Origin of the sequence: Nostoc sp. DedQUE04, assembly GCF_034530995.1 — a bacterium.
In the GTDB taxonomy this organism is placed as follows: domain Bacteria; phylum Cyanobacteriota; class Cyanobacteriia; order Cyanobacteriales; family Nostocaceae; genus Nostoc.
Genome location: NZ_JAVRCA010000036.1, coordinates 1 through 17,960, shown reverse-complemented (window position 1 = coordinate 17,960; position 17,960 = coordinate 1). Strand labels below are relative to the sequence as shown.

Annotated in this window: 14 protein-coding genes and 1 pseudogene; 4 read left to right on the top strand and 11 right to left on the bottom strand. The window is 42.4% G+C overall.

Features of this window, described 5'->3' with window-relative positions:
* Positions 1-9 precede the first annotated feature (9 nt).
* The 3 genes from RM049_RS22615 to RM049_RS22605 form a co-directional block, all read right to left on the bottom strand.
* Positions 10-1,734, bottom strand: a complete 1,725-nt coding sequence (locus tag RM049_RS22615) for an AarF/ABC1/UbiB kinase family protein (RefSeq protein ID WP_322705760.1) — start codon at positions 1,732-1,734, stop codon at positions 10-12.
* 476 nt (positions 1,735-2,210) lie between these two features.
* The gene (locus RM049_RS22610) at positions 2,211-4,853 is read right to left on the bottom strand and encodes a M1 family metallopeptidase (protein WP_322705759.1); all 2,643 of its coding nucleotides are present in this window, start codon (positions 4,851-4,853) and stop codon (positions 2,211-2,213) included.
* 412 nt (positions 4,854-5,265) lie between these two features.
* Positions 5,266-5,559, bottom strand: coding sequence for a hypothetical protein (locus RM049_RS22605; protein ID WP_322691238.1), 294 nt, complete (start codon positions 5,557-5,559; stop codon positions 5,266-5,268).
* 378 nt (positions 5,560-5,937) lie between these two features.
* On the opposite strand from RM049_RS22605, the gene RM049_RS22600 reads away from it, so the two are divergent.
* Positions 5,938-7,614: a DUF3352 domain-containing protein gene (locus RM049_RS22600; RefSeq protein WP_322705758.1), complete on the top strand. Its 1,677-nt coding sequence runs from the start codon at positions 5,938-5,940 to the stop codon at positions 7,612-7,614.
* Between the two features lie 93 nt (positions 7,615-7,707).
* Here the strand turns inward: RM049_RS22600 and mscL are convergent, their stop codons facing one another.
* The gene (gene mscL / locus RM049_RS22595) at positions 7,708-8,139 is read right to left on the bottom strand and encodes a large conductance mechanosensitive channel protein MscL (protein WP_322705757.1); all 432 of its coding nucleotides are present in this window, start codon (positions 8,137-8,139) and stop codon (positions 7,708-7,710) included.
* 328 nt (positions 8,140-8,467) lie between these two features.
* On the opposite strand from mscL, the gene RM049_RS22590 reads away from it, so the two are divergent.
* Genes RM049_RS22590 through RM049_RS22580 form a run of 3 tightly spaced genes read left to right on the top strand, consistent with a single transcriptional unit; the run spans position 8,468 to position 10,942 of the window.
* Positions 8,468-9,391 carry a class I SAM-dependent methyltransferase gene (locus RM049_RS22590; protein WP_322685866.1) on the top strand — a complete coding sequence of 308 codons (924 nt, stop codon included), beginning with the start codon at positions 8,468-8,470 and terminating at the stop codon, positions 9,389-9,391.
* The gene (locus tag RM049_RS22585) at positions 9,384-10,352 is read left to right on the top strand and encodes a PrsW family intramembrane metalloprotease (RefSeq protein ID WP_322705756.1); all 969 of its coding nucleotides are present in this window, start codon (positions 9,384-9,386) and stop codon (positions 10,350-10,352) included. Before RM049_RS22590 ends, RM049_RS22585 begins: the two co-directional genes overlap by 8 nt.
* A 32-nt stretch (positions 10,353-10,384) precedes the next feature.
* Entirely contained in the window at positions 10,385-10,942 is a 558-nt protein-coding gene (locus RM049_RS22580; protein WP_322705755.1) for a Uma2 family endonuclease, read from the top strand.
* Between the two features lie 104 nt (positions 10,943-11,046).
* On the opposite strand, the gene RM049_RS22575 is transcribed toward RM049_RS22580, so the two are convergent.
* From RM049_RS22575 to RM049_RS22545, 7 genes and pseudogenes are all read right to left on the bottom strand, one after another.
* Positions 11,047-11,919, bottom strand: a complete 873-nt coding sequence (locus RM049_RS22575; protein WP_322705754.1) for a 6-carboxytetrahydropterin synthase — start codon at positions 11,917-11,919, stop codon at positions 11,047-11,049.
* Positions 11,920-12,082: 163 nt separating this feature from the next.
* Positions 12,083-12,784, bottom strand: a complete 702-nt coding sequence (locus RM049_RS22570; protein WP_322705753.1) for a J domain-containing protein — start codon at positions 12,782-12,784, stop codon at positions 12,083-12,085.
* Between the two features lie 15 nt (positions 12,785-12,799).
* A complete protein-coding gene (cysK, locus tag RM049_RS22565) occupies positions 12,800-13,762 on the bottom strand; it encodes a cysteine synthase A (RefSeq protein ID WP_322705752.1) in 963 nt (320 codons plus the stop codon).
* 84 nt (positions 13,763-13,846) lie between these two features.
* Positions 13,847-14,284: an Rrf2 family transcriptional regulator gene (locus RM049_RS22560; protein WP_322685871.1), complete on the bottom strand. Its 438-nt coding sequence runs from the start codon at positions 14,282-14,284 to the stop codon at positions 13,847-13,849.
* Between the two features lie 312 nt (positions 14,285-14,596).
* Positions 14,597-16,327 carry an iron uptake porin gene (locus RM049_RS22555; RefSeq protein ID WP_322705751.1) on the bottom strand — a complete coding sequence of 577 codons (1,731 nt, stop codon included), beginning with the start codon at positions 16,325-16,327 and terminating at the stop codon, positions 14,597-14,599.
* 488 nt (positions 16,328-16,815) lie between these two features.
* Positions 16,816-17,097 (bottom strand): 4a-hydroxytetrahydrobiopterin dehydratase, encoded by a 282-nt coding sequence (locus RM049_RS22550; protein WP_322674022.1) that lies wholly within the window; start codon positions 17,095-17,097, stop codon positions 16,816-16,818.
* A 777-nt stretch (positions 17,098-17,874) separates the two neighbouring features.
* Positions 17,875-17,960 (bottom strand): annotated as a pseudogene (locus tag RM049_RS22545) (photosystem II protein D2); the annotation flags it as partial.

Here is a 17,960-nt window from a genome sequence, read left to right as displayed (position 1 = left end):
AAAGACTTTTTACTTTTTATTTGTTGACTGGTTCTCAGCAAAAGACCCAAGTAATGTCGCTTTTGGCAGAATAGCGGCTGCACCTTCTCTGGATAATTCTGTTAAAATCCCGATCGCTACATTTAATAAACGATCCGGTTTTAAGTCATCTTTAACCAGATTCCACAGGCGTTGGACATCTTCGGTATGGAGGCGGTCATCTTCGGTGAGAGCAAGCACCAACTGTCGCCTTAGAAACTTGCCTTCTGCCGACATTAAGTATTGGAACCCCATCTGCGCTGTGGGCAATACATCAAAGTTGTTATCGGTACGAGCGATCGCAATTAAATTCTCTAACCGCTGCCACTGAAATTTACCATCTTTGAACAACACATTCAATAATCGTCGTCGTAATTCCGGCGATTCCCCTGTCAGCAACCGCCGCGCTATATAGGGATAACCCACTTCCACAATTTTGAAATCGGGGTTAAGGCTAAGGGCAATACCTTCTTGGGTAACTAGAGAACGAATAATCAAAGCAAACTTTGCCGGAACTCGGAAAGGATATTCGTACATCAGTTCCGAAAATTCATCAGTAATAGTTTTAAAGTTAAAATCCTTGACATTTTTACCAATAGCGTTTCCTAGCACCGCTTCTAATGCTGGCACTATCGGGCAAATATTCGTGTCTGGAGTCAGAAACCCTAATTTTACAAAGTCTTCGGCTAAGTCGGTATAGTCTTTATTAACCAAATGCACTAGTGCATCGACCAGCGTTTCTTTGGTGCTTTCTTCCAACTGATCCATCATGCCGAAGTCAATATAAGCCATACGACCATCGGGTACAGCAAATAAATTGCCAGGATGAGGGTCAGCATGGAAGAAGCCATATTCTAAAAGCTGTTGCAATCCTGATGTAACGCCAATTTGGATGATTGCTTCTGGGTCTAAACCTGCTTCGCGGATGTGTTGAGTATCCGTTAGCTTGAAGCCGTTAATCCATTCCAAGGTTAAAACGTGGGTATTAGTATAACGCCAATAAATTCCTGGAACTTTTACTTGTGGGTCATTGTGGAAGTTGCTAGCAAATTTTTCGGCGTTGCGGCCTTCATTAATATAGTCAATTTCCTCAAATAACTTTGTGCCAAACTCATCCACAATTAAAGTTAGGTCGTGACCGAGATTTAAAGGCAACCAAGGAGCTAGCCAACCTGCTGCCCAACGCATTAGATATAGGTCGCGTGTAATTACCGGATGTAAGTTAGGGCGTTGCACCTTTACGGCGACTTCTTCGCCACTAACCAGACGACCCCGGTACACCTGACCCAAGCTAGCAGCAGCGACTGGGTGAGGTGACAGTTCGCTAAAACTTTCGTGAATTGGACGACCTAGTTCTGTTTCGATAATCTGGTAAGCGATCGCATTATCGAAAGGTGGTAACTGGTCTTGTAACTTGATCAGTTCTTCTAAGAAGTCTTTGCGTATCAGGTCAGGTCTGGTAGAGAGGGCTTGACCAACTTTAATAAAAGTCGGGCCGAGGCGGGTGAGCAGTTCTCGCAACTGGATAGCTCGTTTACCCTTGTTTTGCTCAACTTTATCTTGCCACTCGTCCCACTTCAGATTGAATATAAATCCTGCAAAAGAGGAGATAATTCTCAGCAGTCGCCCCCAGGCTAGCCAAGGACGGGAGCTATAGTAGCGAGCGATCGCATCTGGATTATAGAGTTTTAGTTGAGCAGGTTGATACTGACCCACGCCTTTTTTTGCCTCTTCAACTGAAAAATTTACAATTATTGTTTTTCTCCTGACTTACAAGTTAGTTGTAAGTTCAGGATAGCGGTAGTCTTCTGTCTAAAATAACTAGAACTCTACCCTTTGGGGTAGCGATCGAGGCGATTTTAGCATCTGTTACTGCCTAGATTTGTTTATCTTTTTCTTAATTATACTTTATAAAACTACAACTACTTATCCAAGTTTGAGATGATTTTATCTTTTCTTAACTTTAATTTATATAAATATAAATATGTACCTATATATGCAAATTGAAACTCAGTAACCGCTTACAATATAAAGATCCCCGACTTTTAACATAAGTCGGGGATCTTAGTACTATGTTTATTTATACCTATGATTTAAGTGGAAAATAAAATTACAGCATCAACTAAAACATTGGTAATTGGTAGTAGTTTTGCCACAATTACCAATTACCGACTTTTAATTATCATGTAATGCTATTTAGATTTGGCCTCCAAGTTTTCTAAACGGCTCCTCAATTCCTGATTTTGTTGTTTGAGTTGGTCGAAATCTTCACGCAGTTGACGCAGGGTTTTTTCTGAACCAATGTTCTTTTGCACCTTGGAAATTTCTTCCTCAGCAGAGCGACGTACACGCCCATCAGCTGTTTGTTCAGCTAGCGATCGCAAAATCCCCGCTGCTTTAGGTGTTTCCATTTGTCCTAATGCTGCTGCTACCGACACTTGCGTTAAGAAGAAGCTTTCTTTGGCTAGTTCTGTTAATTTTTCTAAAATCCGTTCCAAATTAACCGGACTTTGACCTACAGAAATCTTTCCTAAAGCGCGAATTGCAGCTAAACGTAGGGGTTGTGGCACACCGAGTTTGGTGTATTCTAGCAGCAGATTTAAAGCTGCTTCCGAAGTTTTGAATTCAGCTAAACCAGCGATCGCCCCACTCCGCACGACTTCATTCCAACCCGCCTTTTCTTCTAAAATGCCTTTCAGCAGCTTTAACACCTTGTCTTCCTTGGGTTTTTCTTCCAAGTTTGATGAGGCGATCGCCCCGATAACACGAGAAGCTGCTGCTTCCACGTAATAACTGGGATCGCCCTTTTGCACTAACCCTCTAACAACTTTATAGCTTTCAGCAGTTTTGAATTGAGTAAGTGCTTCCACTACAGCTCGTCGCACGTAAGCATTTTTATCTTTTAACCCAGGAATTAAACCATCAAAGGCTTGATCTAAATTGATTTGGGCTAGTTGTTTCGCCACTTCCACGCGCACACCCCACAATGGGTCATTTTTTAGCGATGCAGACAGTGCAACGATCGCTTCTAACCCACCTTTTTTTGCCAAAGCTGCTGCTGCATAACTACGCGAAATTGAGTCGGGATCGAATTCTAACTGTGCTTTTAACTCCGCGATTGGATATTCCAAAGCTACTGTTTTTAGGTAATTATTTCCAACATCAAAGCTGATAAATTGGGGCTTATTTTCTAGAGGAAAGTAGAAGCTTTGTTCGCGTTCATTCACCCGGACAGTAAAAATTTTGAGTTGTGAGTTAGGAGTTATGAGTTTGGAATTATTTTTAACTCCTAACTCCTCACTCCTCACTTTTTCTTGTTGGGTATAGCCAAAACCAATAGGTATTTTTAAATCAAATAAATCCTTACTGCCATTTTTACCTTCATCAGCTTGGGTTTGAGTGACTGTAATTTTTGCTAAATGAGCATCTCCATCCCAAGAGTAAGCTACTTTAAAATCAGGATGACCACCACGATAAACGTATTGGTCAAACAGAAACAAAAGATTACGTCCGGTTGCCTTTTCAATCGCCCTAAGTAAGTCTACTGTTTCTACAGTTTTGTGGGCATTATCTCGGACAAATGTTTGAATTGCCTGCCAAAACAACTCATCTCCCAATTGGGCCCGAATCATGTGATAGACACAAGATCCTTTTTCGTAGATGTGGCGATCGTAAAGTTCAATAGCTTCTCGGTAAACGTGCGTTACCATTGGACGGCGATAACGACTGCTATCTTCGCTTAAGTAACGACGAGCTTCCAATAAACGATAGTAAGCTGCTTCTTCTAAACTATATTCCTGTTCTGTCCACATCACCTCAGAGTAAGAAGCCATCCCTTCTTTAATCCAAGCATGAGACCAATGCTTAATCACCACCAGATCGCCAAACCACTGGTGCGCGAGTTCGTGGACGACTAAACTTTCAGTGTTGCGGTTATCTAAGGCGGCACGTTCATCTAGCAAACATCTGTCTGTTAACAGTGTTGTGGAAGTGTTTTCCATGCCGCCAAAGATGAAGTCGTCAACGCAAACTTGGGCGTATTTCGGAAAAGGATATGGATAACCATACTTTTGGCTCAAAAATTCGATCATTCGGGGAGTTTTTTCCATGCTGCGTTTAGCATCTTCCTCCCGTCCCTTTTCTACATAGTAGGTGACAGCTTTACCGTTCCACTCATCTCGAATTTCAGCAAAATCACCTACTGCTAAAGTCATCAAGTAGGTAGGATGAACTTGTTGCTGTAACCAATGGTAGATTTTATGATCGCCATCTTCTGTGGTGTTAATCAATTCGCCGTTGGAAATCGCCACGAGAGGGTTGGGAACGCGGACACGAATTTCCGAAGTAGACAGTTGTCCTGGATAGTCAAAGCAGGGGAACCAAAAGCGAGAGTCTTCGTCTTCCCCTTGAGTCCACACTTGAGTAGGTTTGTTAGGGTAGTGCTTATCTGGTTGAATAAAATAAATACCGCGTTGCGGTTTTGTCACCGAGTAAGCGATCGCAATCAGCAAGCCTTGACCAATTTGGGTTGCCTGAGAAAGTTGAATAGAAAGCTGTTCCCCGTCATGGTCAAAATTTTGTGGCACTTCGTCCACCTGCACAGACTCGATATTTAGATTGACAGCATCCAATGTCAAACGATCAATACCATTACGGATTGGCAAGAGGCGAATGCTACAACTGCCCTGATAGCTTTGCTTGGGGATATCCAGGCTGAGATCGAGAAAAATATGCTCTACCTGTCCGGGGCGATCGGGGTTGTAGTGTGGTCTTGCTCCCGGTAACTCAAAAGGTTTGTGTCCGTTATTATCTGTATCAAAATAAGACTGCGACATTGATGCTTACTGACCTTGTAATCCTGAAAAGTCTGGCTTGGTTGGATGTAGTTAAGTAAAATAGCGGTATCTGATGTATTTCCCTCAACAGGGCATTATGGAGGTGACTTCTCACCTTGGGATTGGAAGATTGAAATTAATCTCACCCGAATTTCCAAAGATCGGCAACCGATCGTGGAATTTTTTCCATATCCCTGCCGCATTTACTTTTGCTGATGTTCTGCATTTGGTATTGAGTCAAGAGTCTCTTGCACCTCGATAGATTCTCATTAAGTACAAATACTCCTAATTATTTTTATAACTTTAGGATAGCTTGCTGCTAAACACGCTATTTTGTTTAAAATGAACAGCATATCATTTGCAGATTCGCTCCTCATCTGGTTGAAGTATTTTTGAGAGTAATTTTAGACCGCTAATTTGTAGGATTACTAATTTTATCAGTAAATACCATAAATGCAGGATACCAGTTGTGCGAGAGTACAATAACCGATTTCTGTCTCCGTAAAAACTCTTGTATTGGCGAGTGCCCGTAAAAGTCGCTCAGAGAGAACGCTTGTAGATTGACGTTGCGCTTCCCAAATCCTGTTAACCTCTTTAACAAATTGGCGACGCCGAATAGCCCGTCGTAGACATCGCTAGCTTGTTTGCTGCATAGATGAACTGTGAGATCCAAGTGCGATCGCAATCTGAAATCATTCGTAAACAATTGAGATTCTCAACTTCATAAGAGTTGTCGGGAATCTTACCCTTGCAATTTTTACAAATCAGATAGGATTGCTATGTATTTAATTTGCAAAAACCCATTTGTAGTGAAAAATCACTTTTAAGTTGGATGTTTGCTGATTGAGACGTCACGTTTAACTGAGAATCTTTATAATTAATATCCGATTAATAATGGATGTCAAAAGCAATAATTGTCTGCAAGTAGGAGATAGATGTGCAGCTTGTCAATCAGCGTGCTGCTGAATCCTTTTGTCATGGGTTAGTCTAGCGATGGATTAGCGGAAATTATTATAAATCCGAAAACTCTACAGTGACACTTGTATAAATCTCGGTGACAATCTGAGCAAAAGAGGATAACAAAATGCCTGAAAGTAAATCAAAATTTCTCATTCCTGCTGTTGGTGCTGCCGTCGTTGTCGTAGGAAGTATAGCGGCTTATACGTACTTTAAAGGCTCACCAGTAGGTACATCAGACGCTCTAGGCAGTGCTAAAGTAGTACCTTCAACAGCACTGATGGCAACTTATATTACTACTGACTCTCAAGCCTGGGCAAAATTACAGCAGTTTGGCACTCCAGAAGCACAAAAGTTAGTGGCAAAAGGTCTGGAAGATTTCAATAAGCAAATGTTCAGTGACAGTAACGTTTCTTATGAACAAGACATAAAGCCTTGGGCTGGTGGTGTGATGATTGCTGTATTGCCACCAAATCCCGTCAAACCAGCACAGTTAAAGGTACCCTCTGGGGCACCTAATGTACCAACAAATTTACAGCAGGAATCAAATATCCTGATAGTGGTGGGAATCAAGGACAAACTCAGCGCCTTGAATTTTGCTAACAAATTGAAGTCACAAAAAGGAGTGAAATTACAGGAATCTGACTATCAAGGTCAAAAAATTGTCGAAACTACACAAAATGGCAAGCCGACGTATAGCGTAGTTTTAAATGATAGTCAGTTGGTATTAGCCCCTGAAAAGCAAGCTGTAGAAAAAGCAATTGACACCTTTAAGGGACAGTCTTCTTTTGCCAGTAAAGAAGGTGCTAGCAGCATTCTTAAAGGAGTGGATGTTAAAAACAGCCTCGCCCAAATTTATGTACCAGACTATGCCGAGATGATACAGCAATTAACTGCTGGAAATCCGCAGGCAAAGCAGTTACCGCCACAAACCCTGACACAACTGAAGCAGATAAAATCTGTGGTAGCGGGTGTTGGAGTTGATGATGCGGGAGTGCGGGTAAAAGCGATCGCTAATTTAGATCCACAATTAAATAAATTTCAGTATCAATCAAGTCCTGGGAATATAGTCGGGCAATTTCCTGCCGATACCTTTGCTCTGATTAGCGGAAATGGCATCAGCCGTGGTTGGGAAGTGCTAGTAGAGCAGTCAAAAGATTATCCAGAAATGAAGCAAGCTCTGGAACAAGCGCGAGGACAGTTGAAAACTGTCAATATAGACCTGGATAAGGATGTTTTTGGTTGGATGAATGGGGAATTCGCCTTTGGTGCGATTCCATCAAATCAAGGAGTATTAGCGAGTGTTGGTTTTGGAGGTGCTTTAGTATTTGATACTAGCGATCGCAAAACTGCCGAAGCCACTTTAACAAAATTGGATACCCTTGCCAAAACCCAACAAATCAACGTCGCCAATAGAAATATTGGTGGTAAAGACGTAACTGAGTGGCAAATTCCCCGACAAGGAGCTTTATTAGCACATGGTTGGCTAGACCAAGATACTGTATTTGTAGCTCTTGGTGGCCCCATTGCTGACGCAGTTAGCGATCGCAAAAATCCATCTCTTGACACTAGCGACGCTTTCAAAGCCGTGACTGGTTCTTTGCAAAAGCCCAACGGTGGCTATTTCTACCTAGATATGGACAAAACTAAAACTGTGCCCCTGATCAATAGTTTGGTATCATCTAACGCCGATACCATCACCATTTTGAATTCCATTCGCGGTGTTGGTTTTACCGCTATTAGCCCTGATAAATCTACTAGTGAATTAGAAATGTTATTAGCTCTTAAGCCTGCTGCAAAGTAGGGCATTGGGTATGGGGCATTGGGCATGGGGCATTGGGCATTGGGTATTGCGTATTGATTATTCTTTCCTGCTCCCCTGCTCTCCCACTCCCCACTACAAAACTTGATTATTCCGAGTTTCCAAGGTTTGGTTGAGTCTATCCAACGCGCCAGTCAATCTTTCTTGGGCTACAAGGTTAGGGTCTGCTAGGGGTTCATCGGCGACTTCTTCTTGTCTCTTGAATTTTTGTAAGGCTCGAATTGCTACAAATAAGACTAAGGCAATGATTACAAAGTCAACTATTGCGCCAAGAAAGTGACCAATCTTGATTCCCGGGCCAATGGCGATTGTTCTCCAGTCTGTGCCAGCAAAACTAACCAAGGGATTAATCAATGGCATGATTACATCTTCAACAAAGGAAGTGACAATCTTGCCAAAAGCACCACCAACGATCACAGCGATCGCCAAGTCAACTACATTGCCTTTAAGGGCAAATTCTTGAAAATCTTTTAAAAAGCCACTTGCTCTTCTTCTTGCTCTGGCCATACTTGACTCTCAATAAGCTGAAATTTTTGTAATTTTCTTCATAAATGCCACTCAGTTTTTTGCCATCTCTGTTGAGACAGATGTTGCTAAGAATCAAAATTTTACCAGTCTTGAATAAAATTCTCTGAATAAAAATATAAATTCTAAACTGGCGTAATTCACAGTTTCTCGGAACTTTGCTGTTCTCCAAATGTAAACTTTCTATAATATTTGTTGCTTGGGGCAAGCCAAAGGAGGAAGACTACCGTTATACAATTCAATTCATTTCTAGACTGCTGTCTAGCAAGTATGTCATAAGTAGAAAAGGCTGTTAAATCCAAACTAATTTATGACTGCTGCTGTAAACACTAATCCTGGTTTAGCTTCCCGCTTGGTGAATGGCATACTGGCAATTCAGCCTTTAGCTAACTTAGCCAAGCATCAAGCTAGACAAATGATGATTAAACGTGCCGAGAGAATTGGTGTGCCTTGGACGCAAGAAGTCGAAACACTACAAGCGCGTGATTGGAAGAACGATCTCGCTCAAGTACAAAATCCTCAGCTTTCCTACCCCGATTACTACGTCACCTCATTCCATGCCTACGAAACCGGAAATCTCAGTTGGCAAGCGGCTTTTGAGGTAGAACCTGCTGCTTACGCTGTCCACGCTAAGATTTGGCAGAGTGCTGAAGAAGCGCAAGGCGATCCAATGCTGCGCCAAAGTTACCACAATATCCTGAAAAGTCAAATCCCCAATGAGCCGCAAGACATCTTAGATGTAGGATGTAGTGTGGGCTTGAGTAGTTTTGCCCTACAAGAAATTTATCCCCATACCAAAATTACAGGCTTAGACTTATCTCCCTACTTTTTAGCCGTTGCCAATTACCGGGCTGGGCAACGTCAAGCTAAAATTAACTGGCTTCATGCCCAAGCTGAATCTACCGGGCTACCTGATGCCTCGTTTGATTTAGTTTCCATTTTCCTGATGTGCCACGAATTACCCCAATCAGCAACCCGACAGATTTTAACTGAAATGCGGCGTGTGTTGCGTCCGGGTGGCTACTTGGCAATTATGGATATGAATCCCAAATCTGAAGTTTACAAGAAAATGCCAGCCTACATTTTGACTTTGCTCAAAAGTACTGAACCGTATTTAGATGAATATTTTGCTTTGGACATTGAGCAAGCTATTGTTGAGGCGGGTTTCCAAGCTCCCACTATTACCAACAATACCCACCGTCACCGTACAGTAATTGCTCAGGTGAGTGGTTGATTTATCTCTATTGTTGTGGGCAGCAATACCACCCTTACTGCTGCTTGGCTACTACTACTGTCGAGTGCCATTTGCCCCACCTCTGTTAAAGTTACTCATGTTCTTTATCATTGGGGCAATATCTGGTTTTTTAGCCCTTAGCCTCGAATGGGTTTTTGAAATTATAGCCAACTGGTTTGTAGACTGGCAGCAGATGGAACGTTGGCTTCCTGGTACAGCCTTGCGGCAGCTTGTGGAAATAGGCCCAATTGAAGAAGGCTGCAAGTTGGCTGCGGTTGTTATCCCAATCTCCTATCTGCAACGCAAGTATCGATTATTTAACTCTACAGTTTTCCTCTTCGCGATCGCCGTTTCCTTGGGATTCACTGCTGAAGAGAACTGGATTTACTTTTTCCACGGTACAGCATCAGTTTTTGAACGTACTATCGGCACGCCAGTCCATGCTATGTTCTCTGCACCTTGGGGATATGCATTAGGAACCTATATTTCCTCTAAAAATCGGTTAAATCGCGACAAAAAGTTTATTTTTAGGGCTTGGCTAAATTCTGTCAACTGTCATGCCCTAGTAAATGTCTTATCTACTGCTTGGGGTTACTCATTACCCCTACGTTTCCTAAGCTATGGTTTATTTCCGTTTCTGTTGTGGATGTTTTGGCGGCTGGAACAATTACTGCGAAAAGTGCAAGGTAAACCTGTAATTACCCTAATTTCAGATCGTACAATCCAGCGCCGTTACTGGCAGAGGAGTTTAGTGCTGTTTGCCCTCGTGCTGGGTGGAAATGCTATTTTTGGGGTGTTTCTCTTAGTCAGGAAAATTAGTCCTTTGAGTCCGTCAAAGCTTTTTGACACTGATATTTTGTGGTTTATATTTAGTCGCTTTTTACTAAATCTCTTTTTTGGAGTTTTAGCTTGGGGCATTTATCGCTATTTGCGACATTCCGCCCGCCGTCGGTATTTTTAAAATATGATTTAGGAAAAGGCTAGGGGGTTTCTATGCAAACAACTCCAGTGCGTTGGACGACTGCTGACCTAGAGCTATTTGCTAGCGATCGCAGAAATCGCTATGAGATTATAGATGGAGAACTCTTTGTGACCAAATCACCTAGTTGGGATCATCAATCAAGTTGTGGCAATATTGTTACAGATCTTAACAATTGGTCAGATGAAACTGGTCTGGGTAAACCTGCGATCGCACCTGGAATTATTTTCTCAGATTCGGACAATGTGATCCCTGATGTGGTATGGGCAAGTCATGAACGCTTAAAAAACTTACTAGATGAAGCTGGACATCTCACGGGCGCACCAGAGTTAGTAGTAGAAGTTTTATCTCCCGGCGAAAAAAACGAGAAACGCGACAAGGAAACAAAGCTAAAGCTGTACTCGGTGCAAGGAGTTCAGGAATATTGGATTTGCGATTCTATACAGAAAAAAGTTGAGGTTTATCGACGCGAACAGGCTGTATTAAAGTTAGCAGCTACTTTATTTAATCAAGATGAATTGACAAGTCCTTTGCTACCTGGTTTTAACTGCTTAGTAAGTAAACTTTTTTAAGTGGGCATTGGGCACTTGTACTGAGCGTAGTCGAAGTATTGGGCATTGGGCATTGGGATGATATCAGTTCCCTATGTCCTATGCCTAACTAAATTTTCAATTACCTAAACGCTTGCTAATACTGGCTGACTCGCGGCTGCGCTGACTGAATTTGATTCAGATTCAGTACAGTAGATTTCGCAGGAGTTATTGGGACTTTCAATCAGTTTCACTTTGTAAAGTTTAGCTCCCAATTCTTGAATAGGCGATCGCAGTAAATTACTAATGTAAAGTGCGATATTTTCAGCAGTCGGCACAACTTCGGCAAAGTAGGGAATATCTTTGTTTAAAAAGGTGTGATCGAATGGCTCTACCACATAATCTTCTACCACTTGATTCAGGGCACCTAAATCAATAATCATGCCAGTACGTGGATCAATTTCCCCTTTGACGGTAACTTCTAGATGGTAGTTGTGTCCGTGACCGTTGGGACGAGCGCACTTACCATAAACAAGCGTGTTTTCTTCGTTACTGAGTTTAGGATGAGCTAGCCGATGGGCGGCGCTAAAGTGAGTACTGATGGTGAGGTAGGCTTCCATTGCGTTTCCCATATAATCTGCCCAAAGTTCAGGATGTTCAGATAACTGCACGCGGACTAGAGGCAAATGAGGTGCTAGCCGTTGCCAGATAATCCGTGCAATATTCTCAGTGGTAGGCAGAGTTTGTTGAAATTCTGCCCACACATCATTGAGATAAGAGAAGTCCAATTGACTGGTAACTTCCCGTTTAATTACGTGTTTCACATCAGACAAGTTCAGCACCATACCATATTCATCTAATTCCCCGGCTAGGGAGATGAATAAGACATAATTATGCCCGTGTCCTGGAAATCTAGTACCAGCACCAAATTTCTCAATATTCTCGGCTTCACTCAGTTCTGGCAACCAATAACGATGACTTGCTGCAAACTGGGCGCGGCGATTAACAATGCATTGCATGAGTACACTATCAGCAGAATTTAAAATTTCTTAATCTTTTTCTGTTTCCAGCATAAACTAATTCCTAAGTTATATGTCATTAGTCATTAGTCATTTGTCATCTGTCCTTTGACATCTAGCGATATTGACTTATACCTAATGCCCAATGCCCAGTGCCCAATAATTATGTAACAGAAGCTTGTGCTTCACAGTGTAATCTCGAAGCTATGCGGAATAGTTCATGACCTGTGTGTAAATAACGCTCATCGTAGTTCAAAGGAAAGTAACCTAATTCATCAAGTCCATCTCCTACTTGATCGAGGCTGTAGTAGAGGTGAGCCGCTGTTCTTGCTAAACTAGGGGGATTTGGCAGGGAGCGAAAAGTAGTTTGTGCCTGCTTGAGGTCATCTCGACAAGTTTTTAAGTATTCCTGAAATTCATCTAACAACTCATCATCAAAGGGATCGGCAGCTAATTGCTCCATTTGTTCTTCTAACGAATAAAGAATCGTACAAAGCAAGCGATTTACTGGTTGATAAACTTGGCGCAGCCATTCTTCAACTTGCTCGTCAACATCGCGTCCAGTTTTTCGTGTTGTCTGGTAATGCTTTTGGGCTGATGCTGTACGCTGTTGGCGATCGCTATTTAATTTTTGGGAGTCATTTTGCAGTTCTTGGTCATAATTGCGGCGATTTTGGTTGTCGCCTAAGACTTCATAAGCTGCATTGATGCGGATAATTTGCTCGCGATCGGCACTTTCCTGATTACTGTCAGGATGAAACAACTTAACCAAGCGGCGATAAGCTTGCTTAATCTCCGCAAGGCTTGCACTTGGACTAACTTTGAGAGTTTCGTAATGGTTAGAAACGCGGTTATAATTGACCATTGATTCAATGTATCGTTAACTTACGCTAGCGGCCAATCTTGCCTCTAGGTCTTGGAACAACGGTGTACTCAAATACCTCTCACCAAAACTGGGCTGAATCATTACAATTAAACGTCCCTGATTTTCTTGACGTTGAGCAACGCGAATTGCTGCACATAAAGCTGCTCCACTGGAAATACCAGATAGTAGCCCTTCTTCTTTTGCCAAACGCCAACTGTAGGCGATCGCATCTTCATCGGTGACGGTAATCACTTCATCAATTAATTTTATCTTGAGTACTTGGGGAATAAACCCAGCACCAATTCCCTGAATTTTGTGGGGGCCTGGTCGTCCCCCAGATAAAACTGGGCTATTGGCTGGTTCAACTGCGATCGCCTTAGAATTAGGCTTACGTGCTTTAATCACTTCTGCTACACCAGTGATCGTACCACCTGTACCCACTCCTGCCACAATGATATCGACTTGTCCATCGGTATCTTCCCAGATTTCAAGCGCCGTAGTTTCCCGATGCACTTTTGCATTAGCTGGATTGCGGAACTGCTGCAACATATAGGTATTTGGTGTAGTATTAACTATTTGCTGCGCTCGTTGAATTGCCCCACTCATACCTTCCATTCCTGGTGTTAGTTCCAGTTCTGCTCCATAAGCTCGCAACATTGCCCGACGCTCTCCACTCATGGTCTCTGGCATTGTCAAAATTAATCGATAACCCTTTGCTGCTGCTGCCATTGCTAGGGCAATACCGGTGTTTCCAGAAGTGGGTTCTACCAATACTGTCTTCCCAGGAGCAATTAGCCCCTCCTCTTGGGCAGCGTTAATCATACTTACCCCAATCCGGTCTTTAACTGATGCCGATGGGTTCATACTTTCCAGTTTCACCACAATTTCTGCAACACATCCTTCTGTTTGAGGAATCCGGTTCAACTGCACTAGGGGTGTACGACCGACAAGTTCTGTAATGTTACGAGCTATTCGCATAAATTAGTCCTTGATTATTAATTATTTGTTATTGGTCATTAGTCATCAACAAATGACCAATGACTAATGACAAATGACTCTTGACTAAATGTAGTACATGATATCTAATTGCTGCCGCGAATCTCGTTTTTCACAAAGATCCTGGAGCGTATATTTTTGCAAGACTGAATTTGCCGCGCGACTTGCTTCTTGCCAAATTTCTTCTATAACTGAACTGTCTATGCTTTTGGAATTAACGTTTTCTTCACCAGCCCGCGCCTCTAAGCCTTCTAAACATTCCAAAATCTCAAAAAGGATGATTTTTCGGGGTTCTCGCGTTAACAGATAGCCACCTTTTGACCCACGCTGACTTTTAACTATACCGCCACGCCTCAAGGTTGCTAGTAGCTGTTCGAGATAGCGATCGGGTATGTTTTGTTGTGCTGCAATTTGTCGAATTTGCAGCGGTTCGCCGCTTTCGTAATGAGCGGCCATCTCTAATAAGGCGAGAATTGCGTATTCTGATTTACAGGATAGTTCCACAAGCAGCAATAAGTTAGGGGTAAAAATTAGAAGTTAGAAGTTAGACGCATGTTCCGCTTTGCTTCACGGCTTCGGCGCAGGGATTGCTCCCCCTGCCCCCTGCCCCTTTGCCTCTTCGGTCACTTGTAGAGTGGGGATTACTCTGGTCTATTCATATCAAACCCGCCATAACTCATAACTTCTAACTCCTAACTTTTCTATTATACTCCGGTTAATTACTGGGGTTTATCCATTATTATTACCGAAAACAAAAAACCCCGCCTAATGGCGGGGATAAATAGAGTTCAAATTTGTCAGCAGATAATCAACACTCTAGAAGGTGAAAGTTGTTCTGAGCGTACCGATAATAGCATCATCGTTATCGCTATTTTGACCAGGAGAGGTCAACCAGATTACACCAGGGGTTACAGAGATGTTATCCGACACACGATACTTGTAGAAGCCTTCAAAGTGGTAGGGTATATCATTGTTGCCACCAAAACCTGGGCGGTTAAAGGAATAGGGTTCTGCACCAGCAAAAACACCTAAAACGTTACCTTTTTTACCGAAATCAGGTAACGCTACCCCTAAACCGTAGCTCCAAGCTTGATAATCATCACCTGCACCTGCACCTGTAACATCATGGTAAGAGACGAATCCACTAACGGACAGTTTGTCGCTAGGTCTAAACGCAGCCGACACACCGTAGGAGTTGCTGTTAGATCGGGTTACACCTGCTGCATTACCTAAAAAGTTAGCTTGTCCAGTACCTACATCAAAAGCTCCAGTTGTTCCGTCTGTACCAGAGTCAAATAAAGCACCACTGGCACTATATGCGTGGACGTAGGTAGCAGCTAAAGCCAAGCGATCGCCAACACTAAAGTTCAACTGTCCGAGAGCTGCATAGTCACCGTTGGTCAGGCCTGTACTAAGACCAGGATTATTAGCTTGTGATGCCAAGTAACCCGCAGTGATTGAGCTATTTCCCAGGATACCGCCACCTTTACCAAGGGGTACATTGAGTGCTATACCAGCACCGCCACCAATCCGATAGATGGGACTTTCAGAAGCAAAGGTAGATAAAGCGCCGTTACCACCGTCGTCAGTGTTGTCAAAAAAGTAAGGATTGTTGACAGCAGCATACTGGCTATGACGACCGCCACTAGCTGCGAGGTAAACTTGGGCTGGGCCTATGGGAGCTTCATAAGTCAAGCGGTCAATTCTGACACTGTTGTTACCATTGCCTATACCAACTTGATATGTTTGTGTGCCTTCAGCAGTACCGATCGGATTATTAACGTCATCCCTTATTGAAAAGGCTTGTGCATTACCTGCTGCCAGACGTGTATGCAAAACATCTCTACCAGTGAAGCTGGTTTGCAAGTCTAAACGTACCCGATCTTGGAAGACAGTATTGTTAGCGTCACCAGTGTTACCTCCAAATACATCACTAACGGCGAAAACGGCTTCACCGACTAGTTTTGTGGTAGTGGAAAACTGATTAGCTTCCAATTCAGCAGTCCGCGCTTCTAGAGAATCTACGCGACCGCGTAGGGTTGCCAATTCTGCGGAAAATTCTTCTTGTAACCGTTGTAAGGTAGCTAAATCTTGTTTTGTCACCAAGTCAGCTGTTGCTGTGGCAATCAATTCGTTAACCCGATCCAAACAGGCATTCAAACCAGCAGCAAATTCATAACGGGTCAAAGCACGATTACCGCGATATGTGGAATTCGGATAACCTGCAATACAACCATAGCGCTCAACCAAGGACTGCAATGCTTGGAATGCCCAGTCAGTAGGTTGTACATCGGAAAATTGAGAAACCGATGTTACTTGAGACTGAGAATCGCCTTGATTACCTTCGTTGCTGTAGCGATTAACTTGATCTATGGTTGTTTGAGCTAGTATTTCTGGCTGTTGGGCAACTTCAGTTACACCTAGTTGCTTGGCTGGTGATACTTCTGTGGTTTTGCTTGGGGCCGCCATTGCTGTTGCCGAAACTAACAATGTTGCTCCCAAAACTGCTGGGCTAACCACTAAGGATTTCCATAATAGATTAGACATTTTTCCTTTACTCCTCACACCTTGTTTAGATAATTGGTTTCGTTACACCTAATTCTCGAAAATGCGACATCTCATTGAAACCTATGGATGAGGCATAGTTGTCTCTACTACAATTCTAGTTTTTGCAAAGCTAATAAACGATTAACTTTGGGTTAAAAACTGATGTGATTAACTTATGCAAAAACATATCTTTATATCATAACATTATAAAACATCCGATCTAGATGGCAATATTGGAGCGATCGCCTTAATAACTGTCACACATGCTTATCTAAATATCTAAGCAGGGAGTAGAGTTTGGGTCATTCGCTCTCTACACAAGCTAAATTACTGAAGTTTTAGACACTTAGAGTTTGCGAGCGAAAATCGCTTCTTCCACTCGCTCCTAGTAGAAATCTCACCCCAGTTAAAACATACTGGCTCGGCTATATAAACCGTATATTGTAGTGACTTCTTATAGTTTGGTACAAGATATTAAAAGAAATCACTTAGTTAATCTGGGAAATCACCCGTGCTACATCAAAGTCTGGCTGCGTCAATCCGCCTACATCATGTGTTGTAAGTGTAATCTTTACTTTATTGTAGGAAATCTCTATATCTGGATGATGTCGGGCTGACTCAGCCGGTTCAACTAGTTTATTGACAAACTCCATTGCTTCAATAAAATCTTTAAATGTACGGGTAATCTGCAACTTGGAATCTTGAATAGTCCAATCTGACAAAATCTTTGCCTGTTCTTGAATTTGGGCTTCGGTGAGTAGTTGTGCCATATCAAGAAATTCCTACTTTTATATTTGTTACAACATTTTGGATCTGACAAAGACAAACTCCTTTATTCTCCACACAGAAAATATGGGAGAATAAATTCAGTCAGAATTCGTGTGTCTAGATTTCAATCAGACTTGGCAGATAGACGCTATTTCTCATATTTGGTCAAACTCCAAGGTTTAACCAAGATATTTATGCTTTTTAAGAAAACTTAAATAGGTTGGCTTTGTTCGTGGCAGCCATCCCTATCTCTCTTTTAAAAGTAAGCATTGATAAAACAAAAATCACTTATAAAAAACTATCCGCCCTGATTTAGATCGGATGATCTAAGTCAGAGCGGTCTAGCGGGTCTTCAGGTTGCAACCAGACTGCCGGAAGGAACTCCGAGCTTGCCTAGCTACTTGAGCTAACTTAGTATCTCAAAGATAACTAAGGCTAACTTTTAGAGAACAGCCCCGGCGCGCAGCCGGCTAACTGCAACCTGATGACCCATGCGTATACTACTTTCTATCATGGGCATCACCTCCTTGTTGCCTAAGCGGTCTTAGTTTCAAAAGGGCAGAGAATTTACTCTGGGTTTATAACCTTCATCTAACATAACACATAAATTTAGAGATATTAACCAATATATAAAAAATCTCCCACCTTTTTGATGGGAGATTACTAGAGATAGTGAAAATTGACACTTTATTGGTTGATTACAAGGAGATTATTTTATCTGGGTGTGCCAATTTTCGCCAACCACAACCCTAACTGAGGTCATGGTCAAATTTGAATTCTTAGAGAGCGTTACCGCGAGGTAGAACTTCTTCAGGGAATACAAATTGTTCGTGGGGTTGATCTTGAGGAGCCATCCAAGCGCGGA

Excerpts from the sequence above, each read along its gene's own strand:
- RM049_RS22590 (WP_322685866.1), top strand. The coding sequence starts at position 8,468 with ATGACTGCTGCTGTAAACACTAATCCTGGTTTAGCTTCCCGCTTGGTG.
- RM049_RS22610 (WP_322705759.1), bottom strand. The coding sequence starts at position 4,853 with ATGTCGCAGTCTTATTTTGATACAGATAATAACGGACACAAACCTTTT.
- RM049_RS22575 (WP_322705754.1), bottom strand. The coding sequence starts at position 11,919 with ATGCAATGCATTGTTAATCGCCGCGCCCAGTTTGCAGCAAGTCATCGT.
- mscL (WP_322705757.1), bottom strand. The coding sequence starts at position 8,139 with ATGGCCAGAGCAAGAAGAAGAGCAAGTGGCTTTTTAAAAGATTTTCAA.
- cysK (WP_322705752.1), bottom strand. The coding sequence starts at position 13,762 with ATGCGAATAGCTCGTAACATTACAGAACTTGTCGGTCGTACACCCCTA.
- RM049_RS22600 (WP_322705758.1), top strand. The coding sequence starts at position 5,938 with ATGCCTGAAAGTAAATCAAAATTTCTCATTCCTGCTGTTGGTGCTGCC.
- RM049_RS22555 (WP_322705751.1), bottom strand. The coding sequence starts at position 16,327 with ATGTCTAATCTATTATGGAAATCCTTAGTGGTTAGCCCAGCAGTTTTG.
- RM049_RS22550 (WP_322674022.1), bottom strand. The coding sequence starts at position 17,097 with ATGGCACAACTACTCACCGAAGCCCAAATTCAAGAACAGGCAAAGATT.
- RM049_RS22570 (WP_322705753.1), bottom strand. The coding sequence starts at position 12,784 with ATGGTCAATTATAACCGCGTTTCTAACCATTACGAAACTCTCAAAGTT.
- RM049_RS22580 (WP_322705755.1), top strand. The coding sequence starts at position 10,385 with ATGCAAACAACTCCAGTGCGTTGGACGACTGCTGACCTAGAGCTATTT.